15 protein-coding genes are annotated in these 19,116 nt (G+C 61.0%); 13 read left to right on the forward strand and 2 right to left on the reverse strand.

The window, feature by feature from the left end; all coding sequences use genetic code 11:
- Nucleotides 1–411 precede the first annotated feature (411 nt).
- The 7 genes from ftsE to A6M21_RS14655 all read left to right on the forward strand — a co-directional run bounded on the left by ftsE (nt 412) and on the right by A6M21_RS14655 (nt 7,614).
- A complete protein-coding gene (gene ftsE / locus A6M21_RS14620) occupies nt 412–1,098 on the forward strand; it encodes a cell division ATP-binding protein FtsE (protein WP_066670240.1) in 687 nt (228 codons plus the stop codon).
- Entirely contained in the window at nt 1,088–1,975 is an 888-nt protein-coding gene (gene ftsX, locus A6M21_RS14625) for a permease-like cell division protein FtsX (protein ID WP_066670242.1), read from the forward strand. Before ftsE ends, ftsX begins: the two co-directional genes overlap by 11 nt.
- Before the next feature lie 27 nt (nt 1,976–2,002).
- Complete coding sequence (locus tag A6M21_RS14630) at nt 2,003–3,127, forward strand: murein hydrolase activator EnvC family protein (protein WP_078060756.1); 1,125 nt, start codon at nt 2,003–2,005, stop codon at nt 3,125–3,127.
- 525 nt (nt 3,128–3,652) lie between these two features.
- Complete coding sequence (locus tag A6M21_RS14635) at nt 3,653–4,822, forward strand: S41 family peptidase (RefSeq protein ID WP_066670332.1); 1,170 nt, start codon at nt 3,653–3,655, stop codon at nt 4,820–4,822.
- Between the two features lie 3 nt (nt 4,823–4,825).
- Nucleotides 4,826–6,079, forward strand: coding sequence for a PDZ domain-containing protein (locus A6M21_RS14640; RefSeq protein WP_345788107.1), 1,254 nt, complete (start codon nt 4,826–4,828; stop codon nt 6,077–6,079).
- 379 nt (nt 6,080–6,458) lie between these two features.
- Nucleotides 6,459–6,656, forward strand: coding sequence for a CooT family nickel-binding protein (locus A6M21_RS14645; protein ID WP_066670338.1), 198 nt, complete (start codon nt 6,459–6,461; stop codon nt 6,654–6,656).
- A 319-nt stretch (nt 6,657–6,975) separates the two neighbouring features.
- Nucleotides 6,976–7,614, forward strand: a complete 639-nt coding sequence (locus tag A6M21_RS14655; protein ID WP_242868861.1) for a uracil-DNA glycosylase — start codon at nt 6,976–6,978, stop codon at nt 7,612–7,614.
- Between the two features lie 197 nt (nt 7,615–7,811).
- Here the strand turns inward: A6M21_RS14655 and A6M21_RS14660 are convergent, their stop codons facing one another.
- The gene (locus A6M21_RS14660) at nt 7,812–8,111 is read right to left on the reverse strand and encodes a hypothetical protein (RefSeq protein ID WP_066670249.1); all 300 of its coding nucleotides are present in this window, start codon (nt 8,109–8,111) and stop codon (nt 7,812–7,814) included.
- A 383-nt stretch (nt 8,112–8,494) separates the two neighbouring features.
- On the opposite strand from A6M21_RS14660, the gene A6M21_RS14665 reads away from it, so the two are divergent.
- A complete protein-coding gene (locus A6M21_RS14665) occupies nt 8,495–10,051 on the forward strand; it encodes a substrate-binding domain-containing protein (RefSeq protein ID WP_161486088.1) in 1,557 nt (518 codons plus the stop codon).
- A gap of 183 nt (nt 10,052–10,234) precedes the next feature.
- A complete protein-coding gene (locus A6M21_RS14675) occupies nt 10,235–10,924 on the forward strand; it encodes a YkgJ family cysteine cluster protein (RefSeq protein ID WP_066670255.1) in 690 nt (229 codons plus the stop codon).
- A 25-nt stretch (nt 10,925–10,949) separates the two neighbouring features.
- Here A6M21_RS14675 and A6M21_RS14680 read toward each other — a convergent pair whose 3' ends face one another.
- Nucleotides 10,950–11,528, reverse strand: coding sequence for a Uma2 family endonuclease (locus A6M21_RS14680; protein WP_078060754.1), 579 nt, complete (start codon nt 11,526–11,528; stop codon nt 10,950–10,952).
- A 132-nt stretch (nt 11,529–11,660) separates the two neighbouring features.
- On the opposite strand from A6M21_RS14680, the gene uvrB reads away from it, so the two are divergent.
- The 4 genes from uvrB to uvrC all read left to right on the forward strand — a co-directional run bounded on the left by uvrB (nt 11,661) and on the right by uvrC (nt 19,102).
- Nucleotides 11,661–13,730, forward strand: a complete 2,070-nt coding sequence (gene uvrB / locus A6M21_RS14685) for an excinuclease ABC subunit UvrB (protein ID WP_282434546.1) — start codon at nt 11,661–11,663, stop codon at nt 13,728–13,730.
- Between the two features lie 80 nt (nt 13,731–13,810).
- Complete coding sequence (locus A6M21_RS18840) at nt 13,811–13,960, forward strand: hypothetical protein (RefSeq protein WP_161486089.1); 150 nt, start codon at nt 13,811–13,813, stop codon at nt 13,958–13,960.
- 16 nt (nt 13,961–13,976) lie between these two features.
- On the forward strand, nt 13,977–16,865 hold the full coding sequence (uvrA, locus tag A6M21_RS14695) for an excinuclease ABC subunit UvrA (protein WP_066670259.1): 2,889 nt from the start codon (nt 13,977–13,979) through the stop codon (nt 16,863–16,865).
- Nucleotides 16,866–17,107: 242 nt separating this feature from the next.
- Entirely contained in the window at nt 17,108–19,102 is a 1,995-nt protein-coding gene (gene uvrC, locus A6M21_RS14700) for an excinuclease ABC subunit UvrC (protein ID WP_066670261.1), read from the forward strand.
- The last annotated feature ends 14 nt before the right edge of the window (nt 19,103–19,116 follow it).

The following is a 19,116-nucleotide window of genomic DNA, read 5'->3' on the forward strand; positions in this document are numbered from 1 at the left end:
TTTTGAAGCCGGCGGCCGGCGGCAAAAACAGGTATAATACGGTCCGGGTTTTTCACACCGCCAAAGTATGTCTAAAACCTGCTTCAGCGTGCTGCAAAAAAGGCATAAGACCTCCGGTCTTATGAACCGGGAGCAACCGCACCGCCACCACCCCGTGTGTGTCCGGAACAGGTGCGCTCCGGCCGGGGCGCCGGGAATGCATAAATGTGTGCGTTTGATTGAACTTCCGGCGTGTCCGTTTTCTGGCCGGGTGATCAGGATGTTGCAGGAATTTTTCTACAGCCCTGCCCGTTTCCCGGGCAGGTTGTTTCATTTTTTTGGGTTTTTAAGAGGATCTAAGGAATTGTTGTCGAAGTGAATGGTGTTGACAGACGGCATCATGGCTATGACATCAGATTTGAGGTGTTTGGAATGATCCGCTTTTATGGAGTAAGCAAGGTTTACCAGAACGGTGTCACTGCTTTGAACAATATCAACCTGCATATCCGCAAAGGGGAATTTCTGTTCCTGGTCGGTCCCAGCGGAGCGGGCAAATCCACCCTGACCAAATTGATTTTTCGCGAAGAGTTGCCCACCAGGGGGCAGGTGATCTTCAGCGGCAAAAATGTGGCCCGGATGCGTCACGGTGAAATACCCTACCTGCGCCGCAAAATCGGCATGGTCTTTCAGGACTTCCGCCTGTTGCCCCAGAAGAAAGTGTGGGAAAATGTGGCTTTTGCGCTGGAGGTGACCGGCGTTTCCCGCCGGGAGATCAAGCGCCGGGTGCCCGAGGCGCTGAAAATGGTTGGACTGGAGGACAAGGCGGGCATGCTGCCCACCCAGTTGTCCGGCGGTGAGCAGCAGCGCGTGGGCATCGCCCGGGCGATGATCAACAATCCGTCGTTGCTGGTGGCCGATGAACCTACAGGCAACCTGGATCCAGAAACATCCTGGGAGTTGATGAACCTTTTCCAGGAAATCAACCAACGGGGAACCACCATTATTATGGCCACCCACGCCTGGGACATTGTGGACAAGCTGAAAAAGCGGGTGGTGGCCCTGAATTGCGGGCAAATCGTCCGGGATGAGGAAGGCGGGGGATACCGGGATGAGGCTTAGCACCATCGGCTATTACTTCCGGGAGGCCTTCTCGTCCCTGGTGCGCAACAGCTGGCTTTCCCTGGCCTCGGTGGGCACAGTCACCGTTTCTCTTTTGATTCTGGGTTTTTCGCTGTTGCTGGTCCTGAACGCCGACCGCATGGCCGCTACACTGGAATCCAGCGTGGAAATCAGTGCTTTTTTGCACAGCGGTGTCAAACAGGCACAAATCACTTCCCTGGAGCAGGAAATCAAAGCACTGCCGGGGGTGACGGAAGTGCGCTACGTCTCCAAGGAGCAGGCGCTGACCGAAATGCGGCAGAGTTTCGGTCAGCGTAAGGATATTTTGGACGGTCTGGACAAGGACAACCCTTTGCCCGACGCCTTCCGGATCAAGACGCAGCAGGCCGGGCAGGTGCCCGGCGTGGCGGCGAAGATTCAAACCTTCTCCGGGGTGGACGAGGTGCGTTACGGCCGGGGAGTGGTGGAAAAGCTGCTCGCCGTGACCCACTGGATCCGGGTGGCCGGAATGGCGATCATGATTGCCCTGGCGGCGGCGGCGGTTTTTCTCATTTCCACCACCATCCGCATGTCCGTTTTCGCCCGGCGCCGTGAGATCAGCATCATGAAATTTCTCGGGGCGACCAACTGGTTTGTACGCTTTCCTTTCCTGTTGGAAGGGATGGTGCTGGGTCTGGCCGGTTCCCTTTTGGCCGGACTGGCCGTCTATTTCGGTTATTTTTCCCTGGCGCGGCATGTCAACGAAACATTGCCATTCATTCCCCTGGTCACCGGCATGCAGTACCTGCTCATCATGCTTGGCGGCCTGATCGCCCTGGGTTTGCTCATCGGTGCCCTGGGCAGTGCCATTTCCATCCGTCGCTTTTTGAATGTTTAAGAATTCCGGGAGGGGGAGCCAGTGCGGATGCCGGGAAAAAAGCTGGTTGCCTTGTTGTTGACGCTGCTCCTGTCCGGCGCCGGTACGGGTGTGGCCCGGGGCGCCGGTTTGCAGGACCAACTGGATCAGACCAGGCAGGAATTGCAACAGCAGCAGCAACAGGTCAATCAGTCACAAAGGGAAGTCAAGGGATACGCCGACCAGGTGGCTCAATCCGAGCAATCCCTTACCGCCACGCAGAACAAGCTGCATGATTTAAATCAAAATTTAAAGTCGGCCCAGGTGGACATCAACCGTACCCGGGCGGCGCTGCAGCAGGCCGAGGCGCGCCTGGCGGCAAGCACGCAGATGATGGATCAACGGTTGCGGGATGTTTACCAGTCCGGCCAGGTGAGCTATCTGGAGGTTTTACTGGAAGCCAGAAGCTTCGGCGATTTTATCAACCGCTATGAATTGTTGAAGCGGGTGGTGGCGCGGGATGTACATATAGTCAGCGACTTTACCGCCCGGCGGCAGGAGGTGGCCGATCAAAAGGCCCGCCTGGAGCAGCGGCGCAACCGGATTCAGTCGTTGATCGCGCAGCAGGAAGCCGTCCGGCAGCAACTGGCGCAGCAGCAGGCGCAGCAGAAAGTGCTGCTGGCCTCGGCCAGGCAGGAACTCAGCCGCCATGAGGATGCGGCCGACCGTTTGAAGGCACAGGAAGAGGAGATTCTGCGCCAGATTGCCCTGGAACAGGCCAGGAACAACCCCTCGCCGGCGCGGGGGGGCGCGTTCAGCTGGCCGCTGCCCGGATACACGAATATCTCATCTCCATTCGGCAACCGCGAACATCCCATCCTGGGTTACACGCGCCTGCATAACGGCATTGACATTCCGGCCCCCACCGGCACGCCCATTCATGCCGCCCAGGCCGGTACGGTCATTTATGCCGGCTATATGAGCGGTTACGGCAATGTGGTCATGATTGACCACGGCGGCGGCGTTACCACCCTGTACGCCCACCAGTCCGCCATCCTGGTCTCCCGCGGCCAGGAGGTAAGCCGGGGGCAGGTGATCGGCCGGGTGGGCAGTACCGGTTTATCCACCGGACCGCACCTGCATTTTACAGTGATGGTCAACGGGACGGCGGTGAATCCCCTGTCCTATGTTTAGGAAACAGCACCCTGTTTGGGAAAAATACCGCTACCGGTAAACCGCCGGCCGATATGCCGCGGGAAGCCTTAGGCCGCCCCGGACGGTGGAGAAAACCATCGCTGCCGGGTATTACATATTGACTGATCATGGGATGATCCGCCGGCAGCGGTTCTTTAAAAGTTGCCGGGCATCATGCAGCAATTGATATTTCGGCCGGCGGCGCGGCGGATTGTTTGACGGCGCAGCCGGGGTTGCGGCTAAAACAACGGTAAAAGCAGGCGGGGCGGAAGAAATATTGTCCGTCCCGCCTGGTTTTACCGTTTATCCGGTCATATAAAGTTCCGGTTGCCTGACAACCATAAAAACTTGCCGGTTGTTTTCCGCCGGCGGCGTGACGATTGAAACCCCCCCTCCCACTGACGGGTGTTTTCCTTTATATTGACGGGGATGAATTTTCTTCCTGTTGTTGTAATTGACTGCCCGATGATGTAGTATAATACATGTGTGCAAGGAAAGAAAAGGAACAGGCAGGTGGGGGTCCCGGTGAGCTTCTATGAGGACGGTTCACGGAGCAGGGTTGGCCGCTGGCTGGTGGCGCTGGCCGCGGTGCTTTTTTTAATTTTTGTAGTGGTGGGCGGTCTGTTTGCCGTCAACTATAAAAACCTGGGCAACCTGATCAAGGTTGTTTCCCTGGTGCGTACGCAATACCTGCAACCGGTCGGCACCACCACATTGGTGGACGGGGCCATGCGCGGGATTGTGGAGTCGCTTGGCGATCCCTATTCGGTATATCTGGATCCGAAAACCTATGCCAGCCTTCAGGAACAGATCCGGGGCAGCTTCGGCGGCCTGGGCATTCTGGTCGGATTGCAGGATCATTATTTGACGGTGGCCCGCGCTTACGGGGGAACGCCGGCACAAAAGGCCGGGATTAAAAAAGGCGATATCATCACCCGCATTAACGGCCGCGACGCCCGGGACATCGATCTGGAGACGGCCATCGGTTTGATGCGCGGCCCGGTGGGTACGACCATCAGCCTGACGATTGCCCGCAAGGGTGTACCCCAGCCCTGGAATGTAGAGCTGACCCGGGAAGAAATCAGTGTACCCACGGTGGAGGGCAAAATCATTCCGGGTACACAGATCGGCTATATCGCCATCAGCCAGTTTACAGAAAAAACCCCGCAGGAAATGGACAGCGTGGTGGCCCAATTGAAAAGCCAGCACATGCGTGCCGTGCTGCTGGATCTCAGGGACAACCCGGGCGGGGAGCTGCAGTCGGCGGTGAAGGTGGCCAACTATTTCGTGCCCAAAGGGCCGGTGGTCTACATCGATTACCGCTCCGGCCGGGACGAAACCTATTCCTCCAACGGTCAGAACCTGGGGCTGCCCCTGGTGGTGCTGGTCAACGGCAACAGCGCCAGCGCGGCGGAAATACTGTCCGGGGCCATCAAGGACACCAGGGCCGGTACGCTGGTGGGAGAAAAAACTTTCGGCAAGGGCATTGTGCAGACCGTTTTCGACCTGGGCAACGGGGCCGGCCTGAAGCTCACCACCGCCCGCTACCTGACACCGGCCAGGCATGATATCAATAAAAAGGGTATTATGCCCGACGTGGTGGTAGAGCAACCGGCACACGCCACGGTGGATCTGCAGATGCAAAAAGGGATTGAGCTGCTGAAAGAAAAGCTGGGTGAAAAAGCGGCGGCGTAGCGGGTGGTGTTTTCTTTGTTTCCCTTCAACCAGGTGGTGCCCTTGATTTTTTCCTCCCTGGCCCGGGCGTTGCTGGACCCCCTGTTCTGGGTGGTGGTACTGCTGGTGGCCCTGCAGTACCGGCGCATGGCCGCGGTGAAGGAAAGTTTTTTCGGCCTGCCGCCCGGCGGCGTCTGGCGGGATACCCTGTCCGCCGCCGCTTACGGCGTACTGGGCGGCCTGGCGGGCAGTTTTTTGATGGTGCTCATCGGGGTGACCCTTTCCGGTTCGGGCCTCATTTACCTCTGGCCGGTGGCCATTCTGCTCATGCTGATCAATGCCCGTTTTCTATGTTTTGCCTATGCCGGTGGGATCCTGGCTTTAAGCAAGGTACTGTTCGGCCTTCCAGATATAAACATCGCCCAGGTGCTGGCCCTGGTGGCCATCCTGCACATGGTGGAAAGCATGCTTATTTTGGTCAGCGGCCATCTGGGCGCCGTGCCCGCCTACTACAAAGAGCCCGGCGGCCGGGTGGTGGGCGGGTTCGCCCTGCAGCGCTTCTGGCCGATCCCCATTGTAGCCCTGATGGTGGTTGGCCAAACGGCGGTGCAGCAGGGGGTGAACATGCCCGCCTGGTGGCCGTTGCTCAAGCCGGCGGTGCCGGGCAATCCGGCCAACTTGATTTACAGCCTGATTCCCGTGGTGGCCGGCCTGGGCTACGGCGACCTGGCCGTATCGCGGCGGCCCGGGCAAAAAAGCCGCCTGTCCGCCCTGTTTCTGGGACTTTATAGTTTAACCCTGATTTTGCTGGCGGTGGCGGCACAGAGTTCGAAAATCATCACCCTGCTGGCGGCGTTGTTTTCCCCGCTCGGTCATGAACTGGTCATCCATATCGGCAAAAAGGTGGAATTCCGCGGGCGGCCGGTTTTCACACCCGATCCGCGCGGGTTGAGGGTGCTCGAGGTGCTGCCCGGTTCCCCCGCCTGGCAGGCCGGAATGCGCTCCGGGGATGTATTGACCACCGTCAACGGTTGGCCGGTCAACTCCCGCCAGGGCTTGGAGACGGCGCTGGATGCGGTGCCCTGGCAGGTGGAGGTGGAGTTTCTGGCCGGGGCGGCGGAGGTATTGCGCCGGGAAACGGTACGCCTGCAGCGCTGGGGGCAACCTTTCGGCATCCTGCCGGTGCCCGCCGGCGACGAAGAAGCTTCCATGGACCTGTCCACCGCCGGCCCGCTGGGTCGCTGGTGGGGGGAGTTCTGGCGGCGTTTCCGGGGGTAGCGGGACGGCCGGATTGTCCGCCGCCCGGTTGGTCCGGATGGTAACGCGCGCTCGTCCCGGCGCTTTGAACCGGTGCCGGCCGTATTAATTGCCCGGGCGATGCCCGTCAATCCCGCCCGGGCCTTGCTTGTGGACATGCCATGTAAGCCTCCCAGTTGACCGGAACAATTTTTGACCGTTGACAGTTTTTCAGCGCCGGATTTATAATGAATCTAAAGGCGGTCATGGAGACCGGTTCCGGTTGAACCACCCGGGTTGGGGGTAATTGTCACCCGCTTTTCCGGGGGCGAAAATGACAAAGCTTGTCCATCGGGCCACGGAGGCCGGCAGAAATGTCAGTATTTCCGCGGCCTTTTTTAATCATCAGGGGGTGAAATTCATGTGTGAAGCCAATGCCTACCTGCGCAAGGACGGTAATGACGAACTGTTTTTGGAAATGGTGGACCGGGTGGTGCCCGGCGAGGAGGGTCTTTTGCTGGAGGACATCTTCGGCCGGCGCAAGGTGATCAAGGCTAAAATTGTGGAACTTGCCCTGGTGGACCACCGCATTGTCCTGGAAAAGGATGAGCAAAACTAATTGGGGGCGTGGGGCGGCACGAAAAACCGTCCCCGGATCGTGCCTCTTGCGGGGGTAAATCTGACAGCGTCCGTACTGCCGGCATTTGTACCGGCCGGGAATGGAAAGCCGTTTGCGGACGGCCCCGCCTGTTTACTGCGACCCCGGTTTATACCGGGGTCTTTCTTTGTTTTTGTACAAGGCAGGATAATGGCGGTTTTTGGCGAAGGAAGAAAGATACAGTGGAAACGGGTGAATTAATCAAACGGTGGCACATTCGCGGCAGGCCGGGAAAACGTGCTTACTGCCGGTAAATTATTTCAATGCGGGGTGTTCGGCTGTGCTCTGGACTGAGGAAAGCTTGTTTGCCGATCCTGATTGGGATCTGTCCGGGATAAAGGAAATGTCGGCGCTGGAAGAGAAGGTGAAGACGTGCCGCCGCTGCGGTCTGCGCGCCGGTTGCCGCGGCGTGGTTTTCGGCGAGGGCAACCCGGCGGCAAGGCTGGTCTTTTGCGGTGAAGGACCGGGGGCGGATGAAGACCGCCTGGGCCGCCCCTTCGTCGGCCGGGCCGGCCAGTTGCTGGACAAAATGCTGGCGGCCTGCGGCTTCCAGCGCTTTGAACACGTCTACATACTGAACGCGGTGAAGTGCCGGCCGCCGGGCAACCGCATTCCCACCGACGAGGAGCGGGCGGCCTGCCGGCTCAACCTGGACGCCCAGCTGCGTTTGCTCAAACCAGTGATCATGGTGCTGCTGGGGGCCACCGCCCTGCAGGCGGTGCTGGACCCCAAAGGGCGCATCACCAAAGACCGGGGGCGGTGGGTGGAGAGAAACGGCGTGTTGATCATGCCCACCTACCATCCGGCGGCGCTGCTGCGCAACCCCAACCTGAAGCGCGATACCTGGGCGGACCTCAAGCAGGTGGTGGTCAAATACCGGGAACTGGTGGACCCGGGGCATTGTTCGCCGCACTGCTGAGTGAGTTTGCTGCAGCATAAGTTTTCTTTCCGGAATGCACAGATATGGGCAACGGTGCGTCTGAACCAGATCCGGACCGTTTTTGGTGAGGATTTTAATTCCGGCGGCACGGTTGAACGGCTGGGTTCATCAACCCGCTTGAAGAACATTTTAGTTTTGAGCGACTCTTAGCGTTATAATGCGCCGGCGGCGCGCGCCTATAAAGAGCAGGCGTCGTGCACCCCTGTTACCGGGCCGGGCAGGTTCGGCGGCCAGGCGGTGACGCCCTGGCGCCGTGCCTGGTGCAAAAGGGCGATGAAGCGCCTTTCGGCGGCGTTGATTTTGAAAACCAGGTAGTCGACCATTTCCTGATCGGCAAAGTTGTATTCATTCAACGCTTCCCGCCAGGCCAGGCGGGCTTCGTCCACCATTCCGGCCAGGGTGGATCCGGGCCGGGAGGCCAGGCGTGCCCGCAGGTAGTTGACCAGTGTATGCCAGAGGGAAACCAGCCTGTTCATTTTCCACACTCCTTATATTATGCTGAAATAATTCAAGCGACGGGTAACGACGGATCCGGTACGCCGGACAGCTAATCACGCCCGTCGGCGCCGGCAATAAAGTTGGTCCTACGAATTTCCTTTCCGCGGGCTTCAAGAAAAATGAGCATCGGGAAGCCCTTGTCCGGGTCCGGACATCATAGAGCAACAGTCCTGGCACCGGGTAAAAGGCGTGGGAAACGAAATAACCAATTTGGCTCCAGGTTTAATTTTCCATAAATAGTTATGCCAGCAACTGCACACTTATGATGTGCCTTTTTTATTTTATTACCGTCTTTCAGGGTGGTCATATTTGCTTTGCATCGTATGCATAATAGATGTATTACGGTGCGGGGGTGATCCCGTTGGCGGGCAAAATAATGCGGCCGGTGCTGGCGGTTATTTTATGCGCCGGCCTGTTGCTGCCGGCCGGCTGCGGTAAAAAGGGCGCCAAAAAACCGCTTGCCCAGCAAATGAAGATTGCTGTCGCCCTGGCCGACATGCAGCGGGACGGCAACCAGACACTCAAACAGGTGATCGAGAAAAGGGCGAAAGATGAAAATGTGCGCATCACCTGGCTGGATGCCAAAAACGACCCCCGGGAGCAGGAAAAGCAGCTGTCCGGTCTGGGACAGAAGAAAATAAAGGCGGTGGTGCTGCAGGCCGTGGATCCGGCCGCCGCACCCCGCCCGGTGCAGCAAATGGTGCAGCGGAATGTCAAGGTGGTGGCTCTGGAGACATTGCCGGCCAACACCCCGGTGGATGCCTATGTGGCTTCCGACCATATCCGGGCCGGGCAGCTGCAGGCGCGTTTTGTCACTGAAGCTTTGAACCAGGCGGCGGGCACGTCCGCCGTTCCCCGGGTGCCGGCCGCACCCGGTCCGGGTGGCGTGGGCGGACCGGCCGGTAGCTCCGGTGGTGGGAAAAGCAGTGGCGACGTTTCCGGCGGGCAGGGCGGTACTGGCGGTAAAAGCGGTTCCGGCGGGCAGGGCGGCAGTGAAAAAGACGGTGCCTCTGTTCAGGGCGGGCCGGCCGGCGGCGCTCAAATCACACCGCCCGGCGCCCAGTTGCCGGCCCGCCGGCCGGTGAACGTGGTCATCCTGCAGGGTGATCCGCGGGACACAGCCGCCCGGGAGATTGCCGGGGCGGCCCGCGAGGCGCTGGCCGGCGAGCCGCGGGCGCGGGTGGTGCAGGAAGCGGCGCAGCCGCTGGGCGATCCCCGCCTGGCGGCATTGGCGGTGCAGGACGTTCTGAGCAAATACAACAATCAAATTGACGCGGTACTGGCCACCGACAGCCGGTTGGCCATGGCCGCGGTGGAAGTATTGAAGGCGGCCGGTCTGAACAACCGGGTGCTTACCGTGGGCGTGGGGACGGATCAGCAGGCTTTACAGGCGCTGCCCGGCGGCGAACACGACGCCGAGGTGGACACCCGGCCCGACCTGCTCGGGCAGTATGCCCTGGACGCGGCGGTGGGGCTGGCCAAGACGGGACACTGGCAGTACAATACACAGGTGACCAATGGCGATTATAACGTGCCCGCGCGCATCATCCCGGTGCGCCTGATTCAGAGCGCCAACGCCTATCTGCTGCAGCAGCGCCTGGGCAAGGGCGGCGGACGGGGACAGGCGGGCGGCGGCAGCAGTCAGAGTGGCGGCAGCGGCGGCGGCAGTGAAGCGGGCGGCGGGCAGCAGGGCGGGGGCGATGAGCAGGGCGGCCAGGCCGGGGGCGGCAAACAAAAACCGGGCACCACTTTGCGCATCACCACCCAGGATGGTAAAACTGTGGAAGTGCACATCAAGGGCGAAGTCAAAAAGATTGAAAGTGTGGAAGGCGGCAAACCCGGCGGTGGAGGCGGTGCAGGCGGTGCAGGCGGTGCAGGCGGTGCAGGCGGCGCAGGCGGCGGGGCGGGCGGCCGGTAACAGGCCGGGAACCGGTGCCGGGACATCAAAAGAGCATGACCAAAAGCCCGTTTTCCGGTTTTCAATCACCGGAACGGGCTTGCTTGTTGCTCATACCGCTGGTATTGATTCCAAGGGTAAAACAAAGTATACTAAAAGGGTCCAGACAGCAGGGGAGCGTTTTTCCCGGAAAGGGGTACCGGATTGAAGATAAGGGTGTTCAACTGCCAAATCAACGGGCAGACCGGTTACGACCTGTGTGTTTCAAATGAAGAAGCAACCGTTCAGGACTACCTGGACGCCGTAAACGGCTATATTACGGCGCATTGCCCGCCCTGTGACGGCTGCACCAGTTGTTGCCGGGAGCGGGTGCCTCTGACCGCCCAGGATGTGGCGGTTTACCTGCGGGACGGGGAAATACGCCGGTTGTTGGGTACAGGCGGGACGGGAAAATTTAGCGACCCGGCACCGCCGCTGCTGCCGGAGTTCCTGAAACGTTTCGGCCATGTTTATGTGGACGGTGCGGTGGTGGACATCGGCCTGGCCCACCGGCGGGGCGGCGCCTGCATTTTCCTGGATCCGGGGCGCAAGCGCTGCACCAATTACGCCTTGCGTCCGCTGGTCTGCCAGACCTTCATCTGCCGGCCGGTCTCCCGGCGGGCGGATGAATTGCGCGGGCGACTGGTCAACGCCGGCATGGACGAACTGGTGCGCCGCTGGCTGCTGGAAAGCCGGCGGGCCGGGGTGCGCCCGGTGATGCACGAGGCCCGCCGGCCGCGGCCGCAGTTAAGCGATTACCGGTCCGGGGCCTGCAGCGGAAAAGAGTATTATCGTCAGCTCCGGCTTAAGGATGTTTGTTCGCCCGGATTATGGCGCGCGCTGTATAAAAGTTGAATGAGTTTGACGGGATGCGGCCTGCTTAGAAAATGCTTTCTATTTCCACGGTAAATCCCGGAATTACATGCGATTCTACCGGGCCCGTTTTTTCCGCCTTCTGTTCAAGCGAAAATCTGTTGTTGGCCCGGGTATATATTTCCACGCTCTGTTCCCCGGGGTCCACTACCCAGTATTCTTTTACTCCATGTTTTTCGTAGGTCTTGAATTTTTTCCGCAGGTCATAATAGGCCGTGCCGGGGGAGAGTATTTCCACCACCAGGTCGGGTGCCCCGTTGATTCTTGTTTTTTCGACTATCGACATTCTGTTCCCGGCAATAAAAATAATATCGGGCTGGTAAGTTTCCGTTTCCTCGAAGTAGACGTCAACAGGTGCGAACAGGGCCAGGCCCAGTCCCTTTTCCAACGCATGCAGAGCCAGTTTGACGCCCAGTTTCATGGATATGGTCTGGTGGTAGGGAGTGGGCGACGGTGTCATAATCAGACTTCCTCCAATCAACTGGCAGGGGGCGCCCTCGGGAAGCCGGGCATAATCTTTGTAAGTCCAGCTTTTTTCTTCGGCGGCAGCCATTTGGGCGATCGTTCCGGACAACGGCAATCCCATCCACACCACCTCCGTGCATATATTTTAATCTTACCCGCCGGGCCGGAAGATGTCAACCAATCTTCCTCTTTTTCCAGCTCCTGCCACCATTGACACGGTCCTTTGTCCGGGGTAGAATCTAGGTGAAATGGGGTGAGCAACATCGCCGTGAACATAAGCAAGGCCAGCAACGGCCTTTTTAAGTTGCAGTCGGACTACCGGCCGCGGGGCGACCAGCCCAAAGCGATTGCCCAACTGGTGGAGGGGCTGCAAAAGGGCTATCCGATGCAGACGCTGCTGGGAGTGACGGGCAGCGGCAAGACCTACACCATGGCCCAGGTGATCCAGGCCGTGCAGCGGCCGGCGCTGGTGCTGGCGCCCAACAAAACCCTGGCCGCCCAGTTGTGCGGCGAGTTCCGGGAGTTTTTCCCGGATAATGCGGTGGATTACTTTATCAGCTATTACGATTATTACCAGCCCGAGGCTTATATCGCCCAAACGGATACTTACATCGAGAAGGATTCTTCGATCAACGACGAGATAGACAAGCTGCGCCACTCGGCTACCTGCGCCCTGTTCGAGCGGCGGGACGTGATCATCGTGGCCAGCGTGTCCTGCATTTACGGCCTGGGCGATCCGGAGGAATACAGCACGCTAGTGCTTTCCCTGCGCCGCGGGGGCAGTTACGACCGGGACGCGGTGCTGCGCAAGCTGGTGGACATCCAGTATGAGCGCAACGACATCAATTTCACCCGCGGCAAGTTCCGGGTGCTCGGGGACGTGGTCGAGATCTTCCCTGTTTCCTACACCGAAAAGGCCATCCGGGTGGACTTTTGCGGCGACGAGATCGAGCGCCTGCTGGAATTCGATGTGCTCACCGGGGAGATCCTGGGTGAAAGGCAGCATGTGTCCATCTTTCCGGCCAGCCACTACACCGTTTCCCGGGAGCGGATGGAGCGGGCCATTGCTACCATCGAATCCGAACTGGCCGGCCGCCTGGCCGAACTGCGCGCCCGGGACAGGCTGCTGGAGGCGCAGCGCCTGGAGCAGCGCACCAATTACGACATCGAAATGATGCGGGAGATGGGCTACTGCAAGGGCATTGAGAACTACTCCCGCCACCTGACCGGGCGGGCGCCGGGTGAACCGCCCTATACGCTGCTGGATTACTTCCCGCGGGACTTTTTGTTGTTCATTGACGAATCACACGTGTCCGTGCCCCAGGTGCGGGGGATGTACGAGGGGGACCGTTCACGCAAGGAAACGCTGGTGGAGTACGGTTTCCGCCTGCCGTCGGCCTTCGACAACCGGCCGCTGACGTTTCCCGAATTTGAGCGGAAAATAAACCAGGCGGTTTTCGTTTCCGCCACGCCCGGTCCGTATGAGCTGGAGCACAGCCGGCAGGTGGTGGAGCAGATCATCCGGCCCACCGGCCTGGTCGACCCGGAGATCTCCGTGCGCCCCACCCGGGGGCAGATTGACGACCTGCTCGGGGAAATCCGGCAGCGTACGGCAAAGGGCCAGCGGGTGCTGGTGACTACGCTGACCAAGAAGATGGCCGAGGACCTGACCGATTATTTCCGGGAACTGGGCGTCAAGGTACGCTATATGCATTCGGATATCAATGCCATTGAGCGTATGGAGATCATCCGCGACCTGCGCCTGGGTGAATTCGACGTGCTGGTGGGTATCAACCTGCTGCGGGAGGGCCTGGACCTGCCCGAAGTAAGCCTGGTGGCCATCCTGGACGCGGACAAGGAAGGCTACCTGCGCTCCGAGCGCTCCCTGATCCAGACCATGGGCCGGGCGGCGCGCAATGTGGAAGGCAAGGTGATCATGTACGCCGACCGGGTCACCGAGTCGATGGCCCGGGCGATTGACGAAACCGGGCGCCGGCGCAAGCTGCAGCTGGACTTCAACCGGCAGCACGGAATTGTGCCGCAGACAGTGCAAAAGGGCGTGCGGGATGTAATCGAGGCCACCCGGGCCGCCGAACCGCGTGCCGCCTACCGGGCGCCGGCGGAGAAGCATAAAAAGAAACTGTCCCGGAAGGAAATGAAGCAGATCATCGCCCGGCTGGAGAAAGAGATGCGGGAAGCGGCGCGCCATCTGGAATTCGAGCGGGCGGCCGAACTGCGCGACGCACTGATCGAACTGCGCCTGGAACTGCGGGGCAAGGATTCCCGTCTGGTGCCCGTGAGCGGGGAAGCGGCGGGGGAATAGCGGCTGTATCGCCTGCAGATATGATTGTAACGGGCCGCCATCCGGTCCGATGCACGGCCCCGCCCGGCGGGGAGCCGGTATTGCCGGATGATGCGGCTAAAGGAATCTCTTTATGCGCTACCGGGGAGCCGCCGGAAAGCGGCCTGCACCTGCACCTTCCCGGGGCCTGCAAGCCGGCCGGGGAATACTTCCGGCGTGAAGGTGCTTTACCCGGTGAACAGGTTGAATGAAAGGAAAGGGTTCTTGATGCCCGGAAAAATCATCATCAAGGGCGCGCGCGCCCACAACCTGAAAAATATCGACGTGGAGATCCCCCGGGACAAGCTGGTGGTGCTCACCGGCCTGTCCGGTTCGGGCAAGTCCTCGCTGGCCTTTGACACCATTTACGCCGAGGGGCAGCGCCGTTACGTGGAGTCCCTGTCGGCCTATGCCCGGCAGTTTCTGGGGCAGATGGACAAACCGGACGTGGACAACATCGAGGGGCTTTCCCCGGCCATTTCCATCGACCAGAAAACGACCAGCCACAATCCCCGTTCCACCGTGGGCACGGTGACGGAGATTTACGACTACCTGCGCCTGCTTTACGCCCGTGCCGGCCGGGTGCACTGCCCGCAGTGCGGGCGGCCGATCGCCCGGCAGACGGTGGAGCAGATGGTGGATCAGTTGATGGCCTTGCCGGAGGGCACCCGCCTCTCCATTCTGGCGCCGGTGGTGCGGGGCAAGAAGGGTGAACATCAGAAAGTGCTGGAGGAAATCCGCCGCTGCGGCTTCGCCCGGATACGGGTGAACGGCCAGTTGCTGGAAACGGCGGCGGAAGTCAAGCTGGAAAAGAACAAGAAGCATACCATTGAGATCGTGGTCGACCGGATCATCGTACGTCCCGGCGCCCAGCGGCGGCTGGCCGATTCCCTGGAAACGGCGCTGAAAAACGCCTCCGGCATCGCCCTGGCCGTGGTGACGGACGGGCCGGAGATGATGTTCAATGAAAATTTCGGCTGCCCGGACTGCGGCGTCAGCCTGCCGGAAATCGCCCCCCGCCTGTTTTCCTTCAACAGCCCGTTCGGCGCCTGTCCCACCTGCACCGGCCTGGGGGTGAGGCAGGAGGTGGACCCGGATCTGGTCATTCCCGACCGGCGCAAGTCCATCGCCGGCGGGGCGGTGGAAGGCTGGTTCAAGGGCAGCAACGCCTATGCCTGTCTGGAAGCGGTGGCGGCAAAGTACGGCTTTGGCCTGGACACCCCAGTGCGTGATCTGGCGCCGGAACATTTGGAAAAAATCCTTTACGGCACGGGCAGGGAAGCGGTGGACATCCCGCACCGGGATACTTTCGGCCGCTTGCGCACGTATCACGTCCCCTTCGAGGGCGTGTTGAACAATCTGGCCCGCCGCTACAAGGAAACCGCCTCCAGCTTCATGCGCGAGGAAATTGAGCGCTACATGAGCACCCGTCCCTGCCCGGACTGCGGCGGCGCCCGGCTCAAACCGGAGGCGCTGGCGGTGAAGGTGGGCGGCCTGTCCATTGTGGAGTTGACCCGGTTGCCGGTGCTCAAGGCGCGTGATTTCTTTACCGACCTGGAACTGACCGAACGGGAGCGGCTGATCGCCCGCCAGGTGCTCAAGGAAATCAATGCCCGTCTGGGCTTTCTGGTCAATGTGGGTCTGGACTACCTCACCCTGGACCGGCCGGCAGGCACGCTTTCCGGCGGGGAAGCGCAGCGCATCCGCCTGGCCACCCAGATCGGCAGCGGACTGACCGGCGTGCTCTACATTCTGGACGAGCCGAGCATCGGCCTGCACCAGCGGGACAACCAGCGCCTGCTGGACACCCTGCTGCATCTGCGCGACCTGGGGAATACGGTAATTGTGGTCGAGCACGACGAGGATACCATCCGCACCGCCGATTACATTATCGACATCGGCCCCGGCGCGGGGGCGAACGGCGGTGAAGTGGTGGCCGCGGGCACCCCGGCGGAGATCGAGCGGGAGCCCCGCTCCATTACCGGCCAGTATTTGAGCGGCCGCAAGCGGATCCCGCTGCCCGCCCTGCGCCGGCCGCCCAACGGCAAGGCGCTGGAGGTGATCGGGGCGGCGGAGCATAATTTGAAGGAAATCAACGTAACCTTCCCCCTGGGCGTCTTCACCTGTGTGACCGGGGTTTCCGGTTCGGGTAAAAGCACCCTGGTCAATGAAATCATGTATAGATACCTGGCCCGGGAACTGCACGGCGCACGCTCCCAGCAGCCGGGCGCCTGCCGGGAAATCCGCGGCCTGGCCAACCTGGACAAGGTGATCAACGTGGACCAGTCGCCGATCGGCCGTACCCCCCGCTCCAACCCGGCTACTTACACCGGTGTGTTCAACGACATCCGGGAACTGTTCTCCCAGACCCCGGAGGCGCGGGTGCGCGGCTACAAACCGGGGCGGTTCAGTTTCAACGTCAAGGGCGGGCGCTGCGAGGCCTGCTCCGGTGACGGCATCATCAAGATTGAAATGCATTTCCTGCCTGACGTTTATGTGCCCTGCGAAGTGTGCAAGGGCCGGCGCTACAACCGGGAAACGCTGGAAGTGAAATACAAGGGGAAAAGCATCGCTGACGTACTGGACATGACAGTGGATCAGGCGGTGGAATTTTTCCGCCACCTGCCTAAAATCCACCGCCGCTTAAAGACGTTGCAGGACGTGGGACTGGGCTACATCCGCCTCGGCCAGCCGGCGCCGGAGTTGTCCGGGGGCGAGGCGCAGCGGGTGAAGCTGGCTACCGAGCTGTCCCGGCGTTCAAACGGGCGCACGCTGTACATCCTGGACGAGCCGACCACCGGCCTGCACACGGCCGACGTGCACCGTCTTTTGCAGGTGTTGCACCGGCTGGTGGAGGCGGGGGACACAGTGGTGGTCATCGAGCACAACCTGGATGTGATCAAGACCGCCGACTACATTATCGACCTGGGCCCCGAGGGGGGCGACCGGGGCGGCCGGGTGGTGGCCGCGGGTACGCCGGAACAGGTGGCGGAGATAATGGAGTCGTACACCGGCCGGTTCCTGCACCGGGTGCTGGAAAATGCGCCGGTGGAAGTAGATCTGGCGGCGCCGGAAGATGAAGCGGACCGCTGCCGGGTGGCGGGGAGCGTCCGGTAGGGCCGGGGCCGGCCCGCCCGGGGTGGCGGAGCCATAAGTTGGTTTGAGTGCCCGGAAGCGTGACGCAGGGGCGGAGACAATACAAAGTAACCGCCCCGGCGTTTCCGGGTGTTCCGGAAATTAGCATGATGTTCATGCAAGTAATACTGCCGCCGCATAATTTAAGGCCGCCCGGCTGGCGGCGGATGGTTTGCGCCCGGTGCCGGGGCGGATTGAATTTGGATGGAAGGTGAAGTTTTGCCGTGACGGCGGAGGAAAAATTGCAGCATCTGCCCGACCGGCCCGGAGTCTATATCTTTCACGATGCGGGCGGGGAGATCATTTACGTGGGCAAGGCCGTTTCCCTGAAAAACCGGGTGCGTTCCTATTTCCAGTCCGGTGCCCGTCAGAGCGTCAAAGTGCGTTCCCTGATGAACCGGGCGGCGGACTTTGAATATATTGTCACCGACAACGAGGTGGAGGCGCTGATCCTGGAATCGAACCTGATCAAGGAACACCGCCCCCGCTATAATATTTATTTGAAAGACGACAAGAGCTACCCCTACCTCAAAGTAACCCTGGCCGAGGATTTCCCCCGGATTTTCATCACCCGCCGGGTGGTGCGGGACGGTTCCCGTTATTTCGGCCCCTACACCATGGTCGGGGCGGTACACGAGACGTTGAAGCTGCTGCGTCAGCTTTTTCCCTTCCGTACCTGCAAGCAGAAGCTGGCGGCGCCGGGTGAGCCGGAGAGGGATGCCGGGGCCGGAAAGAATGGTGCGCCGGCGGAAGGATTGGTCCGGGCCGGAAGCGCCGGCGCCGTTTCAGCGGTGCCGCAATCGAAGCCGGTCGGCGGCCGGACCGGAGGTTCCGGAGTCCGTCGCGCCTGCTTGAACCACCACATCGGCCGCTGCCCGGCCCCCTGTGCCGGCATGATCACCCGGGATGAATACCGGGGGCTGATCCGGGAGATCTGCCTGTTCCTGGAGGGCAGGCACGAAGATTTGCTCAAGAGTCTGAAAAAGCAGATGGAAGAAGCGGCGGATCAGCTGGCATTCGAGCGCGCCGCCCGTCTGCGCGACCAGATCCGGGCGGTGGAGCGGGTGCTGGAAAGCCAGAAAATTGTTTCTTCCGGCGCCGGCGACCGGGATGTGGTGGCCCTGGCCAGGGACGGCGGCGAAAGCTCGCTGATGGTGTTTTTTGTGCGCGGCGGCAAATTGCTGGGCCGGGAGCACTTTTTGTTGTCCGGTACGGAGGGCATGGAACGGGGCGAGGTGGTGGCCGCCTTTGTCAAGCAGTATTACCACCGGGCTGATTTTGTGCCCCCGGAAATAGTTTTATCCGAAATGGAAGCGGAAGAGCTGCCGGCGGTTGAACAGTGGCTGTCCGGCCGCCGGGGCGGCCGGGTGCATATTAATGTGCCGCAGCGGGGGGAGAAAAAGAAGCTGGTGGAAATGGCCGGCAAAAACGCCCTGCTGGCCCTGCAGGAAGCGCAACTGAACCGCCTGGCCGGGGCACGGGCGGAGCAGGCGCCGGCGGAACTGGCCCGCGCCCTGGGGCTGGACAATGTGCCCGAGCGGATGGAATGCTACGATATTTCCAATACCCAGGGCAGCGAGAGCGTCGGTTCCATGGTGGTCTTCGAGGCGGGGCGGCCGGCCAGGGACCAGTACCGCCGCTTCAAGATCCGCACGGTGAAGGGGCCGGATGATTACGCCTCCCTGCAGGAGGTGTTACGCCGCCGTTTTTCCCGCGCCCGGGAGGAGCGCGAACTGATCAATACGGGTCAGTTGTCATCTAAAGAAGCCAAATTCCACCGCCTGCCCGGCCTGGTGATCATCGACGGGGGCAAGGGCCAGCTGTCGGCGGCCCGGGCGGTGATGCGCGAACTGGGCTTTGACCATATTCCCGCCTTCGGTTTGGCCAAGGAAGAAGAACTGCTTTTCGCCGAAGACCGCAGCGAACCGGTCCGCCTGCCCCCGGAATCGCAGGCGCTGCATCTGGTGCAGCGCCTGCGGGATGAGGCGCACCGCTTCGCCGTCACATATCACCGCCAGTTGCGCACCAAACGTAACCTCAAGTCCCTGCTGGACGAGGTGGCCGGCGTCGGCCCCGCCCGCCGGCGGGCGCTGTTGCGGGCCTATCCCTCCCTGGAGGCGATGAGCCGGGCCGCACTGGAGGAGCTGGCCGCCGTGCCGGGCATGAACCGCCCGGCGGCGGAAGCGGTACACCGTTTCCTGCACGGTGAAAAGGATTAGCGATGCTGTCCCGG

Source organism: Desulfotomaculum copahuensis (assembly GCF_001655685.1).
Taxonomy (GTDB): Bacteria; Bacillota; Desulfotomaculia; order Desulfotomaculales; family Desulfovirgulaceae; genus Desulfotomaculum_G; species Desulfotomaculum_G copahuensis.